This is a genomic window from Rhizobium sp. NFR07, assembly GCF_900111905.1.
In the GTDB taxonomy this organism is placed as follows: Bacteria; Pseudomonadota; Alphaproteobacteria; order Rhizobiales; family Rhizobiaceae; genus Neorhizobium.
Genome location: NZ_FOKM01000007.1, coordinates 233,552 through 254,546, shown reverse-complemented (window position 1 = coordinate 254,546; position 20,995 = coordinate 233,552). Strand labels below are relative to the sequence as shown.

General features: G+C 62.1%; 18 protein-coding genes and 1 riboswitch. Of the genes, 11 read left to right on the top strand and 7 right to left on the bottom strand.

The window, feature by feature from the left end; all coding sequences use genetic code 11:
• Nucleotides 1–98 precede the first annotated feature (98 nt).
• Nucleotides 99–195, top strand: a riboswitch (TPP riboswitch).
• Nucleotides 196–243: 48 nt separating this feature from the next.
• The 3 genes from thiM to thiD are packed head-to-tail and all read left to right on the top strand — an operon-like array spanning nucleotide 244 to nucleotide 2,533.
• Nucleotides 244–1,077 (top strand): hydroxyethylthiazole kinase, encoded by an 834-nt coding sequence (gene thiM, locus BM216_RS16885; RefSeq protein ID WP_093000359.1) that lies wholly within the window; start codon nucleotides 244–246, stop codon nucleotides 1,075–1,077.
• Entirely contained in the window at nucleotides 1,074–1,709 is a 636-nt protein-coding gene (thiE, locus tag BM216_RS16880; protein ID WP_093000358.1) for a thiamine phosphate synthase, read from the top strand. The genes thiM and thiE overlap by 4 nt, the downstream gene beginning before the upstream one ends.
• Nucleotides 1,706–2,533, top strand: a complete 828-nt coding sequence (gene thiD / locus BM216_RS16875; protein WP_093000357.1) for a bifunctional hydroxymethylpyrimidine kinase/phosphomethylpyrimidine kinase — start codon at nucleotides 1,706–1,708, stop codon at nucleotides 2,531–2,533. The genes thiE and thiD overlap by 4 nt, the downstream gene beginning before the upstream one ends.
• Here thiD and moaA read toward each other — a convergent pair.
• Nucleotides 2,520–3,518 carry a GTP 3',8-cyclase MoaA gene (gene moaA, locus BM216_RS16870; RefSeq protein WP_093000475.1) on the bottom strand — a complete coding sequence of 333 codons (999 nt, stop codon included), beginning with the start codon at nucleotides 3,516–3,518 and terminating at the stop codon, nucleotides 2,520–2,522. The two genes, thiD and moaA, sit on opposite strands and share 14 nt — an antisense overlap.
• Nucleotides 3,519–3,713: 195 nt before the next feature.
• On the opposite strand from moaA, the gene BM216_RS16865 reads away from it, so the two are divergent.
• The 3 genes from BM216_RS16865 to BM216_RS16855 all read left to right on the top strand — a co-directional run bounded on the left by BM216_RS16865 (nucleotide 3,714) and on the right by BM216_RS16855 (nucleotide 6,590).
• Nucleotides 3,714–4,088, top strand: coding sequence for a gamma-butyrobetaine hydroxylase family protein (locus BM216_RS16865; protein ID WP_093000474.1), 375 nt, complete (start codon nucleotides 3,714–3,716; stop codon nucleotides 4,086–4,088).
• A gap of 61 nt (nucleotides 4,089–4,149) precedes the next feature.
• Nucleotides 4,150–5,973 carry a monovalent cation:proton antiporter-2 (CPA2) family protein gene (locus BM216_RS16860; RefSeq protein WP_093000356.1) on the top strand — a complete coding sequence of 608 codons (1,824 nt, stop codon included), beginning with the start codon at nucleotides 4,150–4,152 and terminating at the stop codon, nucleotides 5,971–5,973.
• Nucleotides 5,970–6,590 (top strand): pyridoxamine 5'-phosphate oxidase family protein, encoded by a 621-nt coding sequence (locus BM216_RS16855; protein ID WP_244530210.1) that lies wholly within the window; start codon nucleotides 5,970–5,972, stop codon nucleotides 6,588–6,590. Before BM216_RS16860 ends, BM216_RS16855 begins: the two co-directional genes overlap by 4 nt.
• Nucleotides 6,591–6,617: 27 nt before the next feature.
• Here BM216_RS16855 and BM216_RS16850 read toward each other — a convergent pair whose 3' ends face one another.
• Nucleotides 6,618–7,688, bottom strand: coding sequence for a GGDEF domain-containing protein (locus tag BM216_RS16850; protein ID WP_093000355.1), 1,071 nt, complete (start codon nucleotides 7,686–7,688; stop codon nucleotides 6,618–6,620).
• 286 nt (nucleotides 7,689–7,974) lie between these two features.
• Nucleotides 7,975–9,366 carry a class II fumarate hydratase gene (gene fumC, locus BM216_RS16845; protein ID WP_093000354.1) on the bottom strand — a complete coding sequence of 464 codons (1,392 nt, stop codon included), beginning with the start codon at nucleotides 9,364–9,366 and terminating at the stop codon, nucleotides 7,975–7,977.
• Between the two features lie 403 nt (nucleotides 9,367–9,769).
• On the opposite strand from fumC, the gene BM216_RS16840 reads away from it, so the two are divergent.
• Nucleotides 9,770–11,926 (top strand): L,D-transpeptidase family protein, encoded by a 2,157-nt coding sequence (locus tag BM216_RS16840; protein WP_244530209.1) that lies wholly within the window; start codon nucleotides 9,770–9,772, stop codon nucleotides 11,924–11,926.
• A gap of 71 nt (nucleotides 11,927–11,997) precedes the next feature.
• On the opposite strand, the gene gph is transcribed toward BM216_RS16840, so the two are convergent.
• The gene (gph, locus tag BM216_RS16835; protein ID WP_093000353.1) at nucleotides 11,998–12,687 is read right to left on the bottom strand and encodes a phosphoglycolate phosphatase; all 690 of its coding nucleotides are present in this window, start codon (nucleotides 12,685–12,687) and stop codon (nucleotides 11,998–12,000) included.
• A 189-nt stretch (nucleotides 12,688–12,876) separates the two neighbouring features.
• Here gph and rpiA point away from each other — a divergent pair, with 189 nt between their 5' ends.
• The 3 genes from rpiA to gor all read left to right on the top strand — a co-directional run bounded on the left by rpiA (nucleotide 12,877) and on the right by gor (nucleotide 15,687).
• Nucleotides 12,877–13,572, top strand: coding sequence for a ribose-5-phosphate isomerase RpiA (gene rpiA, locus BM216_RS16830; RefSeq protein ID WP_093000352.1), 696 nt, complete (start codon nucleotides 12,877–12,879; stop codon nucleotides 13,570–13,572).
• 17 nt (nucleotides 13,573–13,589) lie between these two features.
• The gene (locus BM216_RS16825; protein WP_093000351.1) at nucleotides 13,590–14,189 is read left to right on the top strand and encodes a DUF2059 domain-containing protein; all 600 of its coding nucleotides are present in this window, start codon (nucleotides 13,590–13,592) and stop codon (nucleotides 14,187–14,189) included.
• Between the two features lie 109 nt (nucleotides 14,190–14,298).
• On the top strand, nucleotides 14,299–15,687 hold the full coding sequence (gene gor / locus BM216_RS16820; RefSeq protein WP_093000471.1) for a glutathione-disulfide reductase: 1,389 nt from the start codon (nucleotides 14,299–14,301) through the stop codon (nucleotides 15,685–15,687).
• A gap of 49 nt (nucleotides 15,688–15,736) precedes the next feature.
• Here gor and BM216_RS16815 read toward each other — a convergent pair whose 3' ends face one another.
• Nucleotides 15,737–17,107: a TadE/TadG family type IV pilus assembly protein gene (locus BM216_RS16815; protein WP_093000350.1), complete on the bottom strand. Its 1,371-nt coding sequence runs from the start codon at nucleotides 17,105–17,107 to the stop codon at nucleotides 15,737–15,739.
• Between the two features lie 258 nt (nucleotides 17,108–17,365).
• Between BM216_RS16815 and BM216_RS16810 the strand changes: the two genes are divergently transcribed.
• On the top strand, nucleotides 17,366–18,739 hold the full coding sequence (locus tag BM216_RS16810; protein ID WP_093000349.1) for a class II 3-deoxy-7-phosphoheptulonate synthase: 1,374 nt from the start codon (nucleotides 17,366–17,368) through the stop codon (nucleotides 18,737–18,739).
• Nucleotides 18,740–18,821: 82 nt separating this feature from the next.
• Here BM216_RS16810 and BM216_RS16805 read toward each other — a convergent pair whose 3' ends face one another.
• Both BM216_RS16805 and BM216_RS16800 read right to left on the bottom strand, forming a co-directional pair.
• Nucleotides 18,822–20,543: a pilus assembly protein TadG-related protein gene (locus BM216_RS16805; RefSeq protein ID WP_093000348.1), complete on the bottom strand. Its 1,722-nt coding sequence runs from the start codon at nucleotides 20,541–20,543 to the stop codon at nucleotides 18,822–18,824.
• Nucleotides 20,544–20,963, bottom strand: a complete 420-nt coding sequence (locus tag BM216_RS16800) for a TadE family protein (RefSeq protein WP_244530207.1) — start codon at nucleotides 20,961–20,963, stop codon at nucleotides 20,544–20,546.
• Between the last annotated feature and the right edge of the window lie 32 nt (nucleotides 20,964–20,995).

The window sequence follows — 20,995 nt, the reverse complement described above, 5'->3', positions numbered from 1 at the left end:
GCGGTGCGACGTCTACCGGGATTGCGGATATATCTCTGATCGGTGACGTGAAGGGCTGCATAAACCGCTGGCCTCGGGCGCCATCCTCCGTTAGACCATGCAGATGACAGGGGCGTCCGGCGAGAGCCGGGCTGAGAAGCACCCTTTGAACCTGAACCAGATCATGCTGGCGGAGGGAGTCGTTCGGGTCCTCACGTTTCCGCATGGATCCCGCGTCCGCCTCCGTTCGAAAAGGAGGCGCATATGGAAGTCGATCCCGTTCATTCCAACAACCCCGCACTGGCTGTGACGCCGGGACAATTGCTTGAGGCCATGCGAGCCAAAAATCCGCTGGTGCAGAACATCACCAATTTCGTGGCGATGAATATCGCAGCGAATGTGATGCTCGCGGTGGGCGCGTCGCCGGCCATGGTGCATTCGGCCGAGGAGTCCGCTGAGTTCGCGGCCATCGCGTCGGCGCTGACCGTCAATATCGGGACGATCTCGCCGGATTTCCTCGCAGGGATGAAACAGGCGGCGCGCGCGGCGGGTGAGAACGGCAAGCCATGGGTGCTGGATCCGGTGGCGCATTTCGCCACCTCCTATCGCCGTGCGGCGGTTGCGGAGATGCTGGCGCTGAAGCCGACCGTCATTCGCGGCAATGCCTCGGAGATCATCGCGCTTGCGGGTGAGCGTTCCGGCGGCCAGGGGGTGGATGCCGGCGATAGCATCGCGTCCGCCGAATTGGCTGCAGGCACTCTGGCGAAGCGCCACGGATGCGTCGTGGCCGTTACCGGCGAACACGATTTCGTCACCGACGGAAAGCGATCGGCGCATGTCATCGGCGGCTCGGCATGGATGCCGAAGGTGACCGCGCTGGGCTGCGCGCTGACGGGCGTTGTTGGAGCATTCGTGGCGACGGCTCCCGAGCAGCCATTCGATGCAACTCTGGCGGCTCTTTCCGTCTTCGCCGCTGCGGGAGAGAAGGCCGGAAAGGACGCGGGCGGCCCAGGCTCGTTTGCCGTGCGGTTCCTCGACGAGTTGGCTAGACTGACGCCTATCGAGCTGGACGCGTCCGATAGGGTGGTGCCGGCATGAAGCGCTTCGACCTTTCGCTCTATCTTGTGCTCGATCGCGATCTCTGCGGCTCGCTGGGAATGGTCGAGACGGCGCGGCTGGCTGTTTCCGGCGGCGTTACGATGGTGCAACTGCGCGACAAGCTTGCCACCACCGAAGAGATGATTGCGACCGGCCGCGCGCTCAAGTCGGCGCTGGCCGGTTCCGGCGTGCCGCTCATCATCAACGACGATGTCGAGGCTGCTGTGGCGCTTGCGGCCGACGGCATCCATGTGGGGCAGGATGATCTGGCCGCGGCGACGGTGCGCCAGCGGGTCGGCCCCGAAATGATCGTCGGCCTGTCGGTCGAGACGGAGGAACTGGCGAGGCGTGTCGATCCCTCGACGATCGACTATGTCGGTATCGGGCCGGTATTCGCCACTGCGACCAAGCCTGATCACAAGGAGCCGATCGGCTTTGACGGATTGGCGCGGATCGTTGCCGTCGCGCCGGTACCCGCCGTCGCGATCGGCGGGGTGAAGGGTGCGCATGCCGGCCCGGTGTTTGCCGCCGGCGCCAAAGGACTGGCCGTCGTTTCCGCCGTCTGCGGACAACCTGACCCGATGGCCGCTGCACGCTCCATTGCGGAAGAAATAGAAAGGGTGCGCCGATGACGATCCGGAACGTTCTTTCCATCGCCGGTTCCGATCCGTCGGGCGGCGCGGGCATCCAGGCAGACCTCAAGGCGTTCTCCGCCCGCGGCACCTACGGCATGGCGGCGCTGACCGCGCTGACGGCGCAGAACACGCGGGGCGTGACCGCCATCCAGACACTGCCGGCTGATTTCGTCAGGGCCGAGATCGAGGCGGTCTTTGCCGATATCCGGGTCGATGCCGTGAAGATCGGGATGATCGCGAATGCGGAGATCGCTGGGGCGGTTGCCGATGCGCTTGCGCCCTATGCCGAGAACATGCCGATCGTGCTGGATCCGGTGATGGTCGCCAAGGGTGGTTCGCCGCTCCTGGCGCCGGATGCCATGCAGGCGGTCATCGATCGACTGATGCCGCTGGCGACGCTGGTGACGCCCAATCTGCCGGAAGCGGCCGCGCTGCTTGGCGAGCCGGAAGCGGTGACGAGGGAGCAGATGGCGGACCAGGCGAGGCGGTTGCTGGGTTGCGGACCGAAGGCGGTGCTGGTCAAGGGCGGCCATCTCGAAACCGAAGACAGTCCAGATGTTTTGGTGCAGGCTGCCGGGCTTGCCTGGCTGGAGGGAGCACGGATCGCGACCAGGAATACCCATGGGACCGGATGCACATTGTCGAGCGCGATTGCAGCCGAGCTCGCCAAAGGCGCGTCAATGGTTTCGGCGGTGACGATAGCAAAAGCATATCTCGCAGAAGCCATCGCCGCGGCAGACAGGCTCGACGTCGGCAGCGGCCATGGGCCGGTGCATCACTTCGTCGAACTGTGGGACGAGGAGGGTGTCACCCGCCGGTGACGCTCATGTGACGGGATACGGCCGGGCGATTGTTGCGGTCGATGATGAAGTCGTGGCCCTTGGGCTTTCGACCGATCGCCTCGTCGATTGCAGACGACAGGTAGTCGTCGTTCTCGGACGCGCGGAGCGCCGTTCTGAGATCGGCGGCGTCGTTCTGGCCGAGGCACATGTAGAGCGTGCCGGTGCAGGTGAGGCGGACGCGGTTGCAGCTCTCGCAGAAATTATGGGTCATCGGCGTGATGAAGCCGAGGCGTCCGCCGGTTTCCTTCACCTCGACATAGCGGGCCGGGCCACCGGTCTTGTAAGGGATGTCGAAAAGGGTGAACTGCTGCTCGAGACCGTCGCGGACCTCAGACAACGGCAGGTACTGGTCGGTGCGGTCCTCGTCGATCTCGCCCATCGGCATCGTCTCGATGAGGGTCAGGTCCATGCCGCGGCCATGGGCGAAGCGGAGCATGTCGGGGATTTCGAGATCGTTGAAACCCTTCAGCGCCACCGCATTCAGCTTGATCTTGATGCCGGCCTTCTGGGCGGCATCAATGCCGTCCATGACCTTGCGGAAATCGCCCCAGCGGGTGATCTGCTTGAACTTCGCCTCGTCCAGCGTGTCGAGCGAGACGTTGATGCGGCGGACGCCGTTGTCGTGCAGCTCCTGCGCATAACGGGCGAGCTGCGAGCCATTGGTCGTCAGCGTCAGCTCGTCGAGTTCGCCGGCCTCGATATGCTTGCCGAGCTTGTTGACGAGGAACATGATGTTCTTGCGCACGAGAGGCTCGCCGCCGGTGAGGCGCAACTTGCGCACGCCCTTGGCGATGAAGGCCGAACAGAGCCGGTCGAGTTCTTCGAGCGTCAACAGATCCTTTTTCGGCAGGAAGGTCATGTTTTCCGCCATGCAATAGGTGCAGCGGAAATCGCAGCGATCCGTCACCGAGACGCGCAGGTAGGTGACCGCCCGGCCGAACGGATCGATCATCGGCCCCGGCATGGCTGCCAGGGGCTTGGCGATATCGATGGGTCCGGCAATCGTATTCACAAGGCAGTCTCCCTCATGGGCGGAAGTTGGGAATTCCGAACGGCAGCGTCAAGGCCTGGGCCGCCGAACGGCGCAGTCCAAAACAGGTTGCAGCAGAAACGTCAAACCCATAATGCTCCGATATCATTTATAAAGCGAGACATGACGATGACCGATACCTGGCCGACGGAACTCAGGGTCTCCAAGGACCGGCATACCCTGACGGTGACATTTTCGGACGATTTCGCTGCCGAGATTCCGGCAGAGACGATGCGTGTTCTCTCGCCATCTGCTGAGGTTCAGGGGCATGGGCCGGGCCAGAAGGTGACCGTTCCGGGCAAGCGTAATGTCGGGATCAAGGCCGTGGCCCCAGCCGGCAATTACGCCGTGCGTGTTGCCTTCGACGATGGCCATGACAGCGGTATCTTCACCTGGTCATATCTTCGCGAGCTCGGCGAAAAAGGCGCCGAAATGTTCGCCGAATACGAGCGCGAGCTTGCCGAGAAGGGCTTGAGTCGCGATGGTGTCATACGGACGAGATAGGCGGTTGCCCGCATTATCGGGCGCGAGCGACAATTGAACTGAACAGACGAGGGGTAGACGGGTGGCGGCAGAAGCGGGTGCAAGTGAACTGGTCCAGGTAGTGGCCTTGCTGGGGGCGGGTGTCATTGCCGCGCCATTGTTCAAGCGGATCGGGCTCGGATCGGTACTCGGCTATCTGGCTGCGGGCCTGGCGATCGGGCCTTTCGGGCTGAAGCTGTTTTCCGACCCGCAGGCGATCCTGCATATTGCCGAACTCGGCGTCGTCATGTTTCTCTTCATCATCGGGCTCGAGATGCAGCCGTCGCGGCTGTGGAACATGCGCAAGGATATTTTCGGTCTGGGCGCCTTGCAGGTGGTGGCCTGCATCGTGGCGTTGATGGCGGTGGGCATGGCCTTCGGCCAGTCGGCGCCCGTGGCCTTCGTTGCCGGCACCGGCTTCGTGCTGACCTCGACGGCGATCGTCATGCAGATGCTGCAGGAGCGCAACCACCTGCACACGCCGAAGGGCCAGCATATCGTTGCGATCCTGCTGTTCGAGGACCTCGCCATCGTGCCGCTGCTGGCGATCGTGGCACTGCTCGCATCCGAGGGCGGAGCGGTCTCGCTGTCCGAGAGGCTGCAATCGGTCGGTATCGGTTTTGCGGCGTTGGTCGCGCTGGTTATTGCCGGTCGCTATCTGCTCAACCCGCTGTTTCGTCTTCTTGCCACATCCGGTGCGCGCGAGGTGATGACGGCGGCGGCTCTGCTTGTCGTGCTCGGGTCGGCGCTGCTTATGGATCTCGCCGGGCTTTCGATGGCGATGGGCGCCTTCCTTGCCGGTGTGCTTCTTTCGGAATCGTCCTTCCGGCATCAGCTCGAGGCCGACATCGAGCCGTTCCGCGGCATCCTGCTCGGGCTTTTCTTCCTTGGCGTCGGCATGGCCGTCGATCTCGCGGTAATCGCCGCCAACTGGCAGCACGTCATCCTGGCGGTCGTCGCCTACATGATCGTCAAGGGGCTGATCATCTACGGCGTGGCGCGGCTGCTCGGCGCGCCCCACCCGGAAAGCCTCGGTCGCGCGATCCTGATGGCGCAGGGCGGCGAGTTCGCCTTCGTGCTCTACGCGGCGGCCACATCCGTCGGCATCCTCGATGCCGATACCAACGCCGTGCTCACGGCGACGATCGTGTTGTCCATGGCCGTCACGCCGCTGGTGGTCGCGATCTACGTGCGCATGGCGCCGAAGCCGACCGTCGATACGAGCGGGCTGAACCAGCCAGAGAATATCGAAAATACCGTGCTGATGATCGGTTTCGGCCGTTTCGGCCAGATCGTCAGCCAGCCGGTTCTGGCGCGGGGTTATACGCTGTCGATCATCGACCGGGATGCCGAGTTCATCCGCGATATCGGTGATTTCGGCTTCAAGGTTTTCTACGGCGACGGGTCACGTCCTGAAATCCTTCATGCTGCCGGTGCGGCGACGGCCAAGGCGATCCTGATCTGCGTCGACGACAAGGAAGCGGCGATCAAGATCGCCGAGATCGTCAAGGAAGAATATCCGATGATCCCGGTTCTGGCGCGCGCCTACGATCGCGGCCATGCAATCGACCTCCTGAAGGCGGGCGTCGATTACCAGATCCGCGAAACCTACGAATCGGCGCTCAATTTCGGCAGTGAGGTCCTGACGGTGCTAGGGGAAGAGGAAGAGCTGGCCGCTCAGATCATCGAGGAGTTCCGCGAGACGGATCGCGAGCGTTTTGCGATGGAGCAGGTGGGCGGCATCTATGCCGGTCGTTCGCTGATCAAGGGCAATTCCCAGCCGGCCGACGTTATTGCGGCAAGGACCGGGCGCGAACGCGAACGGCGTGCGGCAGAGCAGGTCGCCGCGCAGGAGGCGGCAACGTGAGCGAGACGTCCGGCATCATTACCTCGGTGGAGCAGTTGAAGGCGATCTACGACGGCGTGTCGGAAGCGTCCGTCGCAAAGGTGACGACGACGCTGACGGCTGAGTATCGCAAGATGATCGAGACGGCGCCGTTCGTGGCGCTCGCGACCGTCGGACCCGAGGGGCTCGACTGCTCGCCGCGCGGCGATCTCGGCGGCGTCGTCAGCGTCAGGGATGAAAAGACGCTGCTGCTGCCTGACTGGCGCGGCAACAATCGGGTGGATTCGCTGATCAACATCGTCCGCGATCCGCGCGTGGCGCTGATGTTCCTGATCCCCGGCTCGAATACCGCCATGCGCATCAACGGGAAAGCGGTTGTGTCGGCAGAGCCGGCATTGCTGGACGGTTTCGAAATGGAAGGCAGGCACCCGCGTACGGTGACGGTGATCACGGTTGGCGAAGCCTATTTCCAATGCGCCCGCGCCTTGATGCGCTCCGAACTCTGGAATGCCGATCGCTTCGTCGATCCGAAAGATCTGCCGACACCCGGGCAACTGCTGAAAGCCGCCAAGGCGGACTTCGACCAGGAAACCTATGACCGCGAATGGGCCGGGCGTGCTGCCAAGACCATGTGGTGAGGTGAGCCGCTGATCTCGGCCTAAGCCTTACGACTTGTAGATCAGCCAGCTCTTGCCGACATAGTGGCTTTTCATGCTGTCTTCGAAGAAGACCGCGCGGTTTCGGCCGCTGTTCTTGGCGTAATAGAGCGCGGCATCCGACTGGGCATAGAGTTCACCGGGATCGGTCGCCTGAGCCGCCATGGAATAGCCGAGCGAAATCGTCACCGGCCCGTAATTGATGCCCGAACGCGTATTGCGGAAGGTGCGCGTCTCCAGTGCGCGGCGGACCCGCTCGCAGATGATCATCACCTCATCCGGCGTGTTGCCCTCGACCAGAAGCGCGAACTCCTCACCGCCGGTGCGGGCGACGAAGACATCCTTTCGGACGTTGGCGCGCAGGACCGACGCGACGGTCGCGAGGATCTTGTCGCCGACGGGATGGCCGAAGCTGTCGTTGATCTTCTTGAAATTGTCGATGTCTGCCAGCACCAGAGCTGTCAGCGGCAGGGCGGTCGGATTGTCGTAGGCGACCGCGAGGCGCTCGTCGAAGGCACGGCGGTTGGAGAGCCGGGTCAGCGAATCGGTGTTTGCGATACGCTTGTATTCGTCGAGTTCGCGGCGGACCTGATCCATCTCGTGGGAGCGCTGGACCATGTCGTCCACCGTGCGCTCACCGTGAGCCATCTTGTCGTCGGTCGCTTCGCTGAGAAGGCCGATCGCGCTGCGGATGATCTCGGATGAGAAGCTGTTTTTCGAGTTGATCCGGGCGGCGGTCTCGCTGAGCAGCTTGCCGTAGCTTTCCAGGGAATTCTGTTCCTGGCGCAGGAGCTTCAGGAGCGCATCGAGCTCGGTCAGCAGGCGATCGTTGGCCTTCTCGATGACCGCGGCGTGAGGCGCGCCCATATAGCGCTCGGAAATGGCGTCCAGATCTTCCTGCGTTGCCCGGCTGCCGAGGGCCGCCAGGTCACGCGTGAGATCCGGATTCGATCCGATATACGCTTCATAGAAGAGGTTATAGTTGCGCGGGATGGGAGAGACCCCCATCGACCTTACCGCCAGGATGATCTGCCCCATCAGATCACTCGGCTGCGCTTTCGGTGCAGATACCGTCGTCATCGACGACCCCCAGTTCAATCTCGGCACGTTAAGTTTCGTAAATTGATAGGTTAAAAATATTGGGAAACAATTAAGGGGCTTGCTACGGCGTGTCGCCTGGAAAGTGCCCGGCGATAATGGTCTTGAATGAAAATTCTGTTCGTACTCATAGGCTTACGAGTCGCTTTGGCGCTCATAATGCAAGCGGCGCGATGGCATTCAAGATTTTAGTGGAAAAATATTTGCGGTATTGGGAGGCCGCCAAGGCGCCTTTCGGTGCTTGGCGGCCACAATCTATAGTACAGCGTTACTTCGGCCCGATCATGTTTTCAGGGCGGACATACTGGTCGAACTCCTCATTCGTCAGGTAACCGCCGCCGACAGCTTCCTCACGCAGGGTCGTACCGTTCTTGTGGGCGGTCTTGGCGATCTTGGCGCAGGCGTCGTAGCCGAGCTTGGAATTGAGCGCAGTCACCAGCATGAGCGAGTTCTCTACGCCCTTGCGGATATTGTCCTCGCGGGCCTCGATGCCAACGACGCAATTGTCGGTGAAGGAGACGGCGGCGTCGCCGAGAAGCTGCACCGACTGCAGGAAGTTGTAGGCCATCATCGGATTGTAGACGTTGAGCTCGAAATGGCCCTGGCTGCCCGCAAAGGTCAATGCCGCATGATTGCCGAAGATGTGGGCGCAGACCTGGGTCAGGGCCTCAGACTGGGTCGGGTTGACTTTGCCCGGCATGATCGACGAACCCGGCTCGTTTTCCGGCAGCGACAGTTCGCCGAGGCCGGCGCGGGGACCGGAACCGAGGAAGCGGATGTCGTTTGCGATCTTGAAGAGGGCTGCCGCCGCGGCGTTGATGGCGCCGTGCGAGAAGACCATGGAATCGTGCGAGGCGAGCGCCTCGAACTTGTTCGGAGCGGTGACGAAGGGCAGGCCGGTGATGCTGGAGATTTCTTCGGCCACCTTTTCAGCGAAGCCAACCGGAGCGTTGAGGCCGGTACCGACGGCGGTACCGCCCTGGGCAAGCTTGGAAAGGGCAGGAATCGTCAGTTCGATATTGGCGATGGCGGAAGCCACCTGCGCCGCGTAACCGGAAAATTCCTGGCCGAGCGTCAGCGGCGTTGCATCCTGCGTGTGGGTGCGGCCGATCTTGATGATGTGGGAGAACGCCTTGACCTTGGCTTCGAGCGCCTGGTGCAGGTGCTTCAGCGAAGGCAGGAGGTGATGGTGGATCTGCTCGACGCAGGCGATATGCATGGCCGTCGGATAGGTGTCGTTCGACGACTGGCTCATGTTGACGTGGTCGTTCGGATGCACGGGCTTCTTCGAGCCCATCACGCCGCCAAGCACTTCGATCGCGCGGTTGGAGATCACTTCATTGGCATTCATGTTCGACTGGGTGCCGGAGCCGGTCTGCCAGACGACGAGCGGGAAGTGATCGTTGAGCTTGCCGTCGATGACTTCCTGGGCGGCATCGATGATGGCCTTGCCGACGGTGCCGTCGAGGCCGGCAAGTTCCATGTTGGCGCGGGCTGCGGCCTGCTTGACAATGCCGAGAGCGCGAACGACAGCGAGTGGCTGCTTCTCCCAGCCGATCTTGAAGTTGCCCAGCGAGCGCTGTGCCTGGGCGCCCCAGTAACGGTCGCCTTCGACTTCGATCGGACCAAACGTATCGGTTTCGGTGCGGGTGGATGCCATGTTCGCTGCCTTTTCTCCCTGGTGCTGCTGCCGGGCGGCACGTCCTCAAGCGCAGCTGAGGCGCGCACTCCTCCGGCGCGCGCATTACTATACGAATGCCAGAGGTCCGCAAGCCGGAAGCCGCCGGTTTTTGCGATCGCCTACCCGTGTCGTTTATGACACGTCCCGTCGTTTTATCGACCGGCCGAATTGGCGCCGAGGGCTTGTTGTTGGCATTTATCAGTAAAAAATTAACCAATAAATTCTTAACCTTCTCCGCGTCCGGCGCATCGCGCTTCCGAGGTCGAGAAAACCCAGAAGTGATTGCCCATTTTCTTTCCATCCCTCACGCGATCGGATAGATGGCGTGTTACTGAAGTCGAGGCCGCGAACGAGACGCGGACTTATGGTCACGGGGACTACATTGCAGCACACATCAAAAAAGACGACGCTCGCGCTCGCGCTCCTGTCGGGCTTTTCCATCTTCGCCGGCGCGACGGCGCCCGCCCACGCCATCAGCCTTCGGGATCTGCTCATGGGCGGACCCGGCAAGCGTGATGGCGGATCGCAGGCGGGACGTGGCCGCGATGAAGCGATGCCGAGTGAACGTGCGCTTGCAGATCCCGAGCCGCTGCCCAAGGTTTCCGGCCCGCGCTATTACACCTACAAGGCGGATGCGCAGCGCCTGGTGAAGACGGGCGGCTTTGCTGCTGCCGAACCGTTCCGCTCGATTTCCGAGGCCAAGGTTTCCTCGCCGAGCGATATCGCCCAGGCACTCGAGAGCTATTACGCGACCGCGAGCCAGCCGATCTGGGTGTCGGCGGATGATATCAACGAAAAGGCGAGGGCGGTGCTCGCATTGTTCGAGCGCGCCGGCGACTACGGGCTCGATCCGGCGGACTATATGCTGGCCGCTCCCACGCTGACGACCGCAAGTGTCGAGCCTGCCCCGACGGCTGAACCCGTTGCCGCCCCGGCTACCGGACCGGCCGAGACGGTAGCACCTGTCGCCGCCGCAGACGCGGTGCCGGCCGCAACTGCCGACGCGGTTGAGGGTGATGTTCCCGCTGCAGACGCCGCTGCGACCGCTGTCGCGCCGGATGCTTCAAGCGCGCCTACCGCAACGCCTATTGCTGGTTCCGAAATGCCTGCCGCGCCCGCCGAACAGGCCGCCGCTCCCGCGACCGACGCAGCGCCTGTCGAGAATGCAGCGCCGGCTCAGCCTGAAGTGCCTGCGGTTGCGCAGCCTGAAGTACAGTCCGCCGCTACCGTCGCGCGTCAGCAGGAACTGATGCAGTTCGAGCTTGCGCTGTCCCAGAAGGCTCTGCTTTTCGCCCAGGACATGGTTCGCGGTCGTGTCGACCCCAACCGGATCTCCGGCTATCACGATCTCAAGCGCAAGGCCGTCGATCTGACCGCTACGCTCGCAGCCATCTCGCAGGGCGAGCAGGCTTCGGCCTATCTTGAAGGTCTCGCGCCGAAGAGCGCCAACTTCCAGTCGCTGAAGAACGAACTGGCGACGCTGAAGGCCGAAGCGGTCAATGCAGGCGACGATATCGTGCTTCCAGACACGCTTCTGCTGAAGCCCGGCAACAGCAGCACCGACCTGCCGCAGATCGTAGCGGTCATCGAGAAGAAGGGGTCGGAGTCGCTGAAGAGCGAACATGCGGCTACGCTGACGGCTTATCAGAAGACCCCGGAATACACGCCGGAACTGGTCGAACTGGTAAAGTCCTATCAGAGCGAAGTCGGTCTCAAGGCCGATGGCGTGATCGGCGCCGCGACGCTGCGCAAGATGGCCGGGCATACGCCGCAGGACCGGATCGGTAAACTCGTCGTTGCCATGGAGCAGGCGCGCTGGATGCCGGACGATCTCGGCCAGCGTTATGTCTTCATCAACCAGCCGGCGTTCCGCGTCTATTATCATGACCATGGCGCCGAGCAGTTCTCGATGCGCGTCGTGATCGGCTCGAAGGCGCATCAGACGTTCTTCTTCAACGACCAGATCCAGACGGTCGAGTTCAACCCTTATTGGGGCGTGCCGCAGTCGATTATCATCAACGAGATGCTGCCGAAGCTGCGCCAGGACCCTAGCTATCTCGATCGCACGGGCTATGAAGTGGCTGTCAACGGCCGCGTCATGCCGTCGAGCAGCGTCAACTGGTACGGTTCGACGAGCAACATTTCCGTACGCCAGCCGCCTTCGAGCGATAACGCGCTGGGTGATCTGAAGATCCTCTTCCCGAACGCCCATGCGATCTACATGCATGACACGCCTTCGAAGAGCTTCTTCCAGCGCGACATGCGTGCGCTCAGCCATGGCTGCGTGCGCCTTGCCGAACCGCGCAAGATGGCCGCGGCGGTTCTGGGTGTAAGCGAACGGGATGTCGATGCGGAGATCGCTGCCGGCAAGAACGTGGCGGAAAAGGTGACCGCGAACATCCCGGTCTACGTGTCCTATTTCACGGCATGGCCGAACAAGGACGGGGCGGTTGAGTATTTCGACGATGTCTACGACCGCGATACGGCTGTCGAAAAGGCATTCGACACGACGACCAAGGCGCGTTCGGCACGCAGCTGACGCGTATCGCGGAAGATTAAGTATTGGAGCGGGAGGCGGCGGATGCGTCGCCTCCCGTTTTTTGTCCGCGGTTATCGAACCCCCGTCTTCGCAGACATGAGGCCATGCGCCATCTCGACGCTCAGTTCGTCGAAGCGATCGATGATGCGGTCGGGCTGCAGGCTCGCCATAGGAAGGTCGGAATAACCGAAAGTCACTCCAACCGACGGAATGCCGGCGTTCTTCGCGGCCAGAATGTCGTTGATGCTGTCGCCGATCATGATGGCCGAGGAGGCAGAGCCGCCGGCGCGTTCGATCGTGCCGAAGATATGGCCGGCGTCGGGTTTGCGCATGGCGAATGTATCACCACCGGTGATTACCGGGAAATGCTGCGCAAGGCCCAGGGTTTCGATCAGTGGAATGGCGAGAGCTTCGCTCTTGTTGGTGCAGATGGCGAGGTTGATGCCCGCCGCGGACAGGCGATCCAGGCAGTCGGCCACACCGGGGAAGGGCGCGCTCTTTCCGGGCATGTGGGCACGGTAATGCTCCATGAAACGTGCGAATAGCGCGTCGCCCTGTTCGTCGGTCAGCGTCACCTTTCGCAGTTCGAAGGCGCGCCTGATCATGACCCGGGCACCCTGGCCGACAAGATGGGTAAGGTCGTCGAAAGTTACGGGTTCCAGGTCGGCGATGGCGATGGTGTGGTTCAGGCTATCGATCAGATCGGGGGCGGTGTCGATCAATGTTCCGTCGAGATCGAAGATGACGAGGGGAGCGCTCACGGATTACCTCACTGCTGCTCTTCAGACCGTTCCGCTTAAGCATGCCGCGCCGCGATTGCCAAGCCGCAGGTAGAGAGCGGCGACATAAGCCCGGCTGGACGGCGCGAGAAACCTCCTCGGGGGACTTTCGTTTGAGTAAAGGGGCGTGTAAACAGCGGATCGGCTGAAACAGCGGGGAGCATGCGGCGTATGGACGCCCGGGAAATGAAGGTCAAGGCGGCTGCAGCGGCACTCGCCTATGTCGAAGACGGAATGAAGCTCGGCATCGGTACCGGCTCCACCGCGGAAGAATTCGTTCGGCTGCTGGCCGAGAAGGTCCATGGCGGCCTGCGCGTCGAGGGCGTACCGACTTCGGAGCGCACGGCGCGACTTTGCCTGGAACTCGGCGTTTCGCTGAAGTCGCTGGACGAATTGCCGGAACTCGATCTGACGATCGACGGGGCGGACGAGGTGGACGCCAATCTGACCCTGGTGAAGGGCGGCGGTGGCGCGTTGCTGCGCGAGAAGATCGTGGCGGCCGCATCGAAGCAGGTGATCGTCATCGCCGACGAAAGCAAGGTTGTCGAAACGCTGGGTGCATTCCCGCTGCCGATCGAGATCAATGCCTTCGGCCAGGTCGCAACGCGCATAGCCATCGAAAAGGCGGCTTCGCGGCTCGGTCTTGCCGGCTCCTTGTCGATGCGCAAGTCGGGCGAGGACATCTTCATGACCGACGGCGGACACTATATTCTTGACGCATCATTTGGCCGCATTCCTGATGCAGAGGCACTTTCTGCCGAATTGAATCTCATCCCCGGCGTGGTGGAACACGGACTATTCATTCATATGGCGTCCCTTGCGATCATCGCCGGCCCGGCGGGAGCGCGGACGCTCAAGGCGAAATAAAGTAGGAGCACTTAAACATGATCAAATCGGCAGTTTTCGGCCGTGTATTCGCGCTTGCCTTGGTTCTTTCGGGTTCTGCCGCGTTTCAGGCGCAGGCTCAGGATGTTCCGCAGGCTCAACTCGACGCCGCCCGCAAGGCGATTACGGCGCTCAACGTGACCGATCGTTACGACACCATCCTGCCGGCGCTCGCCGAGCGTCTGAAGGCGCAGTTCATCCAGTCTTCTCCGAACTTCCAGGACCAGATCTCCGCAATCGTCGACGAGCAGGCTCTCGCTCTGGCGCCGCGCCGCGCCGACCTCGAGAAGGAAGCCGCGACGATCTACGCCAAGAGTTTCTCCGCCGATGAGCTGAACACGATCGCGACCTTCTTCAACACGGAAGCCGGCAAGAAGCTTCTGTCGAGCACGCCGCTCGTGTCGCGCGAACTCGGCCGCGCCGCGGAAATCTGGACGAACGGCATTTCGCGCGATCTCTCGGCACAGGCAACGGCAAAGCTGCGCGGCGTGATCGACGCCAATCCGAGCCAGATGCCGGCCGCCGAAGCAACGCCGGCACCGGCAGCCGGTGCTGCTCAGCAGCCGGCGCCGACGCTCAATCTGGCGCCGCAGCAGTAATCCCACAGGAACATACCTGCCATGTGAAAGCCCGGAGCGATCCGGGCTTTTTCTTGTCTAGCGAAATGCTTATATCGGCTTGCGTTTTTGCATGCTGAAGGAGAGCCCGATGACCGCCTATGACTATGACCTCTTTGTAATCGGCGGCGGGTCCGGCGGCGTGCGTGCGGGCCGCGTGGCCGCCAGCCTCGGCAAGAAGGTCGGGATCGCCGAGGAATACAGGTTCGGTGGAACCTGCGTCATCCGCGGCTGCGTGCCGAAGAAGCTCTTCGTCTATGCGTCCCAGTATCACGAGCATTTCGAGGATGCCGCCGGATTCGGTTGGACAGTCGGGACGAGCACGTTCGACTGGAAGGCGCTGATTGCCGCCAAGGACAAAGAGATTGCCCGTCTCGAAGGTCTGTACCGCCGCGGGCTGGAGAACAACGGTGCGGAGATCATCGATTCGCGCGCCGAAATGGTCGATGCTCATACGGTCCGGCTGACCAAGACCGGCAAGACGGTCACCGCAGACAAGATCGTCATTGCTACGGGCGGCGTCGCCAATCCCCATGCGGCGCTTCCGGGCCACGAGCTTTGCATCACTTCCAACGAGGCCTTCCACTTGGAAGAGCTGCCGAAGTCGATCCTGATCGCCGGCGGCGGCTATATCGCCGTCGAATTCGCCAACATCTTCCACGGCCTCGGCGTCGACACGACACTGATCTATCGCGGCAAGGAAATTCTATCGCGCTTCGACCACGACATGCGGCAGGGCCTGCACAAGGCGATGGTCGAGAAGGGCATCAAGATCATCCTCACCGACGTGATCGAGCACGTCGCCAAGGCACCGGCCGGCGGGTTGACGGCGAAGACAAAGTGCGGCGAGACGATCACTGTCGATACGATCATGCTGGCGCTCGGCCGTGATCCGAACACCCACGGCCTCGGTCTCGATGCCGCCGGCGTCGCCATGGACGAGCGCGGGGCGATCATCGTCGACGAATATTCGCGGACGAATGTCGAGAACATCTATGCGCTCGGCGACGTCACTGACCGGGTACAGCTGACGCCGGTCGCAATCCACGAGGCGATGTGCTTCATCCAGACTGTCTACAAGGACAATCCGACCTCGCCGGATTACGACCTGATCCCGACCGCCGTCTTCTCTCAGCCGGAGATCGGCACGGTGGGGCTTGCGGAAGAAGAGGCGGCCAAGCGCCATGCAGAGCTCGAAGTCTATCGCGCCGAGTTCCGCCCGATGCGCGCGACGCTGTCAGGCCGCTCCGAGCGGATGATCATGAAGCTGATCGTCGATGCGGAGAGCCGCAAGGTGGTCGGCGCCCATATCCTCGGCCACGAGGCCGGTGAAATGGCCCAGATCATCGGCATCTGCCTGAAGGCTGGAGCGACGAAGGACGATTTCGACCGTACCATGGCGCTGCATCCGTCCGCGGCGGAGGAACTGGTGACGATGTATAGCCCGAGCTATCGGGTGAAGAACGGCGAACGGGTCTGAGACTGAACTCGGCCGGCGGGAATTCTGCCGGCCGATTTCGTTCGGGTGGTCAGTTGGTCAATCTGAGGCCGGTGGTGCCGCCTGTCGCCTGGATGAACAGCTTGACCATGGCCGCCTCCATGTCGTCATCGGGCCCTACCTCGAAAAACAGCTCGGACGAGGCGCATTCCTGCAGCTTCGTTGCGATTTTTTTGGCGAAGACATTCTTGATATAACGATCCCAGGTGCCGTCGCCGTCGAGTGGCACATAGGTGGTATAGAGGACGGCGATCTTGATGTTGCGGTCCTTGAGGGCCTTGCAATACGCAGTATTGATCGGTTCGTGGCAGCGACCTTTTTCGCCCTCCCAGCTGCCGGCACATTTACCCCCTGGTTTCAGATGGTCGGCGACGCCATCGGTAACGAAATAGACGATCTTCTCCGGATCCGCAGCGCTGGCACCGCTCCCGCCATTGCCGCTGATCTCCTTGCCGATCGCGGTCAGGGCGACGTCGAAGCTTGTCAGGGCGTTGTCGTTGAACCAGTCGTGGTCGGTCGTCATCAGCGCTATGTCTTCGGTGGCGGCGCCAGCGCTTTTCATGTCCAGCGTCAGGGAAGCGAGCTTGTCGATCCGATAGCCGGGTTCCAGCGCGTATTTGCCGAAGGAGTAGGACGCGACGCGATATTGCTCGTTCACGGCTGCCGTATCGACGATCCTGTCGATCAGGGCCTTGGCGGCCCTCGCCACGACGTCGATGCGAAGGGTAACCTTATTGGCCTTTGCCACCTGATAGGTGTTCTGGCTTTCGATGAACTTGCCCTTGTTGTCGTAATAGCCGACATGGCACGCGAAGGCGCATTCGCGGCCATTATAGGCATAGGTCAGCTTCTTCATCCTGGCAATTTCCGGCGTGGTCGCGGCGATGCCCATGGACGGGGTGTTGTCGAGAAGCATGTAGAAGTCGGTATAGCTCTTGCCCTGCGCGCCATAGCCCGCCGTGGCGGTCCCGGCGACCGTCATCTCGTTCTTGCCGAGCAGACGCATGAAGGTCGTTGGCATGCGGGCGCTGAAGGAGACGACGGAGGTTATGATGCCGGCCTTGCGTTCCACATCGATGCCGACTTCCACGGGCAGTTCCGTGTCGGCATTGCCGACGCTGACGCTGCGCTGGCTCAGGAAAATTTTCTTTCCATCATCCTGGGCGATGGTGATCCTGCCGTCCTGCTTCATCTGCTGGATGGCCTTGTAACCGACCGTTCCGTGGCTGATGGCGCCAAGGGCAGCGGCGTCTGCGGCGCCCATCAACTCGTTGCGCAGGCTGAGAGCCCTGCCGAAATCGATCGCCAGCCCGGCGGCGCCGATCAGAGGCACGAGCAGCAGTGCAGTCATTATTCCAAAATTACCGTGCTCGTCCGCGGACAAGCGGTTTAAAATTCGCATCTGCAGCCCCCAAGCCGATCCGTGCGCCAAAATGTGAGCGAATGTCGGCTATGGAGCTGAATGAGAATTTAACGCGGCAATCGGTCACGCGAGGCTGGTTAAAAAACGATGTTCAAGGCTGCGTCGCGACGACAATGCGTTCACTCCCGAACACCGCCAAAGGCGGCTAGGCAAATCTCCCGTAAGGGTCTATAAGCCGGCCTCTATTTTCAAAAGGAACGACCGCAGCGCGGAGCTGCGAGCGGACAGGTGAGTGACATGGCACAGAATTGGACCCCGAACAGCTGGCGGCAGAAGCCCATTCAGCAGGTTCCGGAATATCCGGACGCAGCCGCACTGGCGGCAACCGAAGCCCAGCTCGCGACCTTTCCGCCGCTCGTGTTTGCCGGTGAGGCACGTCGCCTGAAGAGCCAGCTTGCCAAGGTGGCGGACGGCGACGCCTTCCTGCTTCAGGGCGGCGACTGCGCCGAGAGCTTCGCCGAGCATGGCGCCGACAACATCCGCGACTTCTTCCGCGCCTTCCTGCAGATGGCCGTGGTGCTGACCTATGGCGCCCAGCTGCCCGTCGTGAAGGTCGGCCGCATTGCCGGCCAGTTCGCAAAGCCGCGCTCCTCGAATATCGAGAAGCAGGGCGAGATCGAGCTGCCGTCCTACCGCGGCGACATCATCAACGGCATCGACTTCACGCCGGAATCGCGCATTCCCGCACCGGAGCGCCAGCTCGACGCCTACCGTCAGTCGGCCGCGACGCTGAACCTTTTGCGCGCTTTCGCCATGGGTGGTTATGCCAACCTGGAAAACGTGCACAAGTGGATGCTCGGCTTCGTCAAGGATAGTCCGCAGGGTGAACGCTACAAGAAGCTCGCCGATCGCATAAGCGAAACGATGGACTTCATGAGCGCCATCGGGATTACGGCCGAGAACCAGCCGAGCCTGCGCGAGACCGATTTCTTCACCAGCCATGAAGCACTGCTTCTCGGCTATGAGGAAGCGTTCACCCGCGTCGATTCGACCTCGGGTGACTGGTATGCGACCTCCGGCCATATGCTGTGGATCGGCGACCGCACGCGTCAGCTCGACCATGCCCACGTGGAATATTTCCGCGGCATCAAGAACCCGATCGGGTTGAAGTGCGGTCCGTCGCTGACGCCCGACAACCTGATCGAGCTGATCGATGCGCTGAACCCGTCCAACGAGGCCGGCCGCCTGACCCTGATCTGCCGTTTCGGCTACGACAAGGTCGCAGACAGCCTGCCGAAGCTGGTTCGCGCCGTCGAGCGCGAAGGCAAGAAGGTCGTCTGGTCCTGCGATCCGATGCATGGCAACACGATCACGCTCAACAACTACAAGACCCGGCCGTTCGACCGGATCCTGTCCGAAGTGGAAAGCTTCTTCCAGATCCACCGGGCGGAAGGCACGCATCCGGGCGGCATCCATATCGAGATGACCGGCAAGGACGTGACGGAATGCACCGGCGGTGCGCGCGCGGTCTCGGCTGGCGATCTGCAGGATCGCTACCACACCCATTGCGACCCGCGCCTCAATGCCGACCAGGCGCTCGAGCTGGCCTTCCTGCTGGCCGAACGGATGAAGACCGGTCGCGATGAGAAGCGCATGGTCGTCAATGGTTGATTGGGGCTAATCGGCCCTCGCGATCTTGAAAGAAAAGAACGGGTCGGGCGCAAGCTCGGCCCGTTTTCCGTTCATCGACGCATTACTGAACCAGAACCGGATTCTTGCAGCTGGCGCCGCCGACACGGATGTCGGCCTGGCCGATCTTGACGCCGAGCGTGCCGAGCAGGCTGTAGAGCAGTTGATCGAGCGGGGCGGTCACGAAGTTCAGCGTATCCAAGAGGCCACCAAGAATAGCCGTGGGCAGGGCGACCTTGATGCCGAGGACATCGGCTTCCACCGTCAGGTCCTTGAGCAGCGAGCCGGTCAGCGTGCCGACCGTATTCTGCGTCGAGATGTTCTTGACGACCTTGGATGAGATGTCCGATGGCGAGAAGTTGACGCGCGTCGTGTTTATGTTGGTGGCATTGGCATAGGCGAGGGCCGTCAGGTTGATCAGCGGCGCCTGGACGATCTTGGCCTTGGTCACGCGCGGGTCCTTGCCGAAATTGGCGAAGGCGGTGGTGTCGACATCGCCGAGCGACAGTTCCAGCACGCCGGGCACTGCCTCGATGCCGACAGTGGCGCCGGTTGCGCCGCAGGTGATGGAGGCGAGGTTCGCCTCGGCATGGGCGACTTCGAGATAGAGCGGCAGCTTGACCTTGATACCCAACAGACCGGTCAGTCCATCCACGGTAGCATTGATCGCCAGACGGGTTTGGGCGGTACGCACGACCGTGCCGGTCTTGCCGACAGCAAGCGAAGTGGCACCGGCCGGCGGCTCGCCGACGGCAAGCGAAACGCTGACGCTGGCGAGGCCCGGGATGGTCGCGCCGAGATCAAGGTCCACTTGGCTTGATCCATGCGCCAGGTTGGCGGTCGTGCTGACGAGATCGAAAATGCCGGCGTCGAGGGTCAGTCCGTCGTTCTGGCCGATCAGCCGGCTGGCCAGCGGCCCGACATCGACGAGGTCCTTGAGCTTGACCGTCAGCTTGGTCTTCTCGACGGTTTTTTCCAAGGTTTTCAGGATCGCGGCGACGGCCGGCGTGACGCCGGTGGTCTGGCCGATCGCATTCAGCAGCGTGCCGTAGGAGATGCTGGTGTTGAGAAGATCGTCATAGGTGGCGGCGGTGAGGTTCAGCTTGATCGCCAGCTTATCGAAGACCTTGAGCAGATCGACATTGGCGTTGGCCAGCGACTGGTAGTCCATCACCGAGAGCGAGACGGTCGTGCCGAGGAGCTTGCCCAGCAGGGCGTTGACGACGCCGCCATTGAGGCCTGCGAGCCGCGAGCCGATGGAGAAGGAGGCCATCTTGTCGACCGCCGCCGTGCCGCTGGCATTGAGCGTCGGGGCGGTGGCGATATTGTTGGCGAAGTAGAGGCCACCCTTGCGGTAGAGCGTGACACGGATGGCGTCGGCAGGCGTGGCGCCGGACTTGAACCGGTCGGCAACGGCCACCGCCGCATTGGCCTGGTAGGTTCCGGCGTTGACGACGGCATAGGCTTCGAATTTGGTGAAGACCGTGCTCGGATCGAAGGCGATCGTGGCGCCCTTGTTCAGGAGCTGGCCGTTCTTGAGGACAGCGATGTTCCGGCCGTTGAGTGTAGCATAGGCCAGTACGCCGCTTTCCGGATTGGTGGGTGTCGCCGCGGCTGAGATGGCGGCGAGATCGGCGGTCGCCTGAAGCTCCTGCTGCTGCAGGGTCAGCGAACCGTAGTCGACGCCGAGCGCGAGTGCGCCGAGCACGATCGGCAGGCAGATAGCGGAAGTGATCGCGACATTGCCCCTGTCGCTGCGGAGAAACGCATGGAACGCTTCGAGCATTCAGATGCCTCCGACCCGCACCGTGGCAAACCGGCGGATCTGCTTCTCGGGCATGGCATAGGTGAAGAGGTTGAAGATCGGCAGGTTGCTGGCGTCGTAGCTGAGCGAGACGGTGAACTGATTGGGATTGGACGGGTCCGCCTGGACCTGGAGCGACAGCCGTGTCTTGTCGATGAGCGCGTGGTTCATGGTCGAGCGGTTGACGAAATCGGCCACGAGTGTTTCGCGCTCCGTCTCGTTGAGGCCGGCGACCGCGGTACGGGCCGCATCGGCCGCCAGTTGCTGGACGGAGTGGGCGGCGGAAAAATAGATTCCGTATGCCACGAGGCTCAGCAAGGTCAGAAAGAAAAGTGGCGCAATCAACGCAAACTCGACTGCTGCTGCCCCAGAATTGTTGCTTGTGTATCGATGAAAGGGCATCGCCCTATCCCCCTGATGTTCTTGCTTTTCCG

Coding starts and splice junctions, on each gene's coding strand:
- thiE (WP_093000358.1), top strand. CDS start 1,074: ATGAAGCGCTTCGACCTTTCGCTCTATCTTGTGCTCGATCGCGATCTC.
- moaA (WP_093000475.1), bottom strand. CDS start 3,518: ATGCCGGGGCCGATGATCGATCCGTTCGGCCGGGCGGTCACCTACCTG.
- BM216_RS16850 (WP_093000355.1), bottom strand. CDS start 7,688: ATGACGACGGTATCTGCACCGAAAGCGCAGCCGAGTGATCTGATGGGG.
- BM216_RS16865 (WP_093000474.1), top strand. CDS start 3,714: ATGACCGATACCTGGCCGACGGAACTCAGGGTCTCCAAGGACCGGCAT.
- BM216_RS16805 (WP_093000348.1), bottom strand. CDS start 20,543: ATGCTCGAAGCGTTCCATGCGTTTCTCCGCAGCGACAGGGGCAATGTC.
- BM216_RS16825 (WP_093000351.1), top strand. CDS start 13,590: ATGATCAAATCGGCAGTTTTCGGCCGTGTATTCGCGCTTGCCTTGGTT.
- thiM (WP_093000359.1), top strand. CDS start 244: ATGGAAGTCGATCCCGTTCATTCCAACAACCCCGCACTGGCTGTGACG.
- BM216_RS16800 (WP_244530207.1), bottom strand. CDS start 20,963: ATGCCCTTTCATCGATACACAAGCAACAATTCTGGGGCAGCAGCAGTC.
- fumC (WP_093000354.1), bottom strand. CDS start 9,366: ATGGCATCCACCCGCACCGAAACCGATACGTTTGGTCCGATCGAAGTC.
- gor (WP_093000471.1), top strand. CDS start 14,299: ATGACCGCCTATGACTATGACCTCTTTGTAATCGGCGGCGGGTCCGGC.
- BM216_RS16810 (WP_093000349.1), top strand. CDS start 17,366: ATGGCACAGAATTGGACCCCGAACAGCTGGCGGCAGAAGCCCATTCAG.
- BM216_RS16815 (WP_093000350.1), bottom strand. CDS start 17,107: ATGCGAATTTTAAACCGCTTGTCCGCGGACGAGCACGGTAATTTTGGA.
- thiD (WP_093000357.1), top strand. CDS start 1,706: ATGACGATCCGGAACGTTCTTTCCATCGCCGGTTCCGATCCGTCGGGC.
- rpiA (WP_093000352.1), top strand. CDS start 12,877: ATGGACGCCCGGGAAATGAAGGTCAAGGCGGCTGCAGCGGCACTCGCC.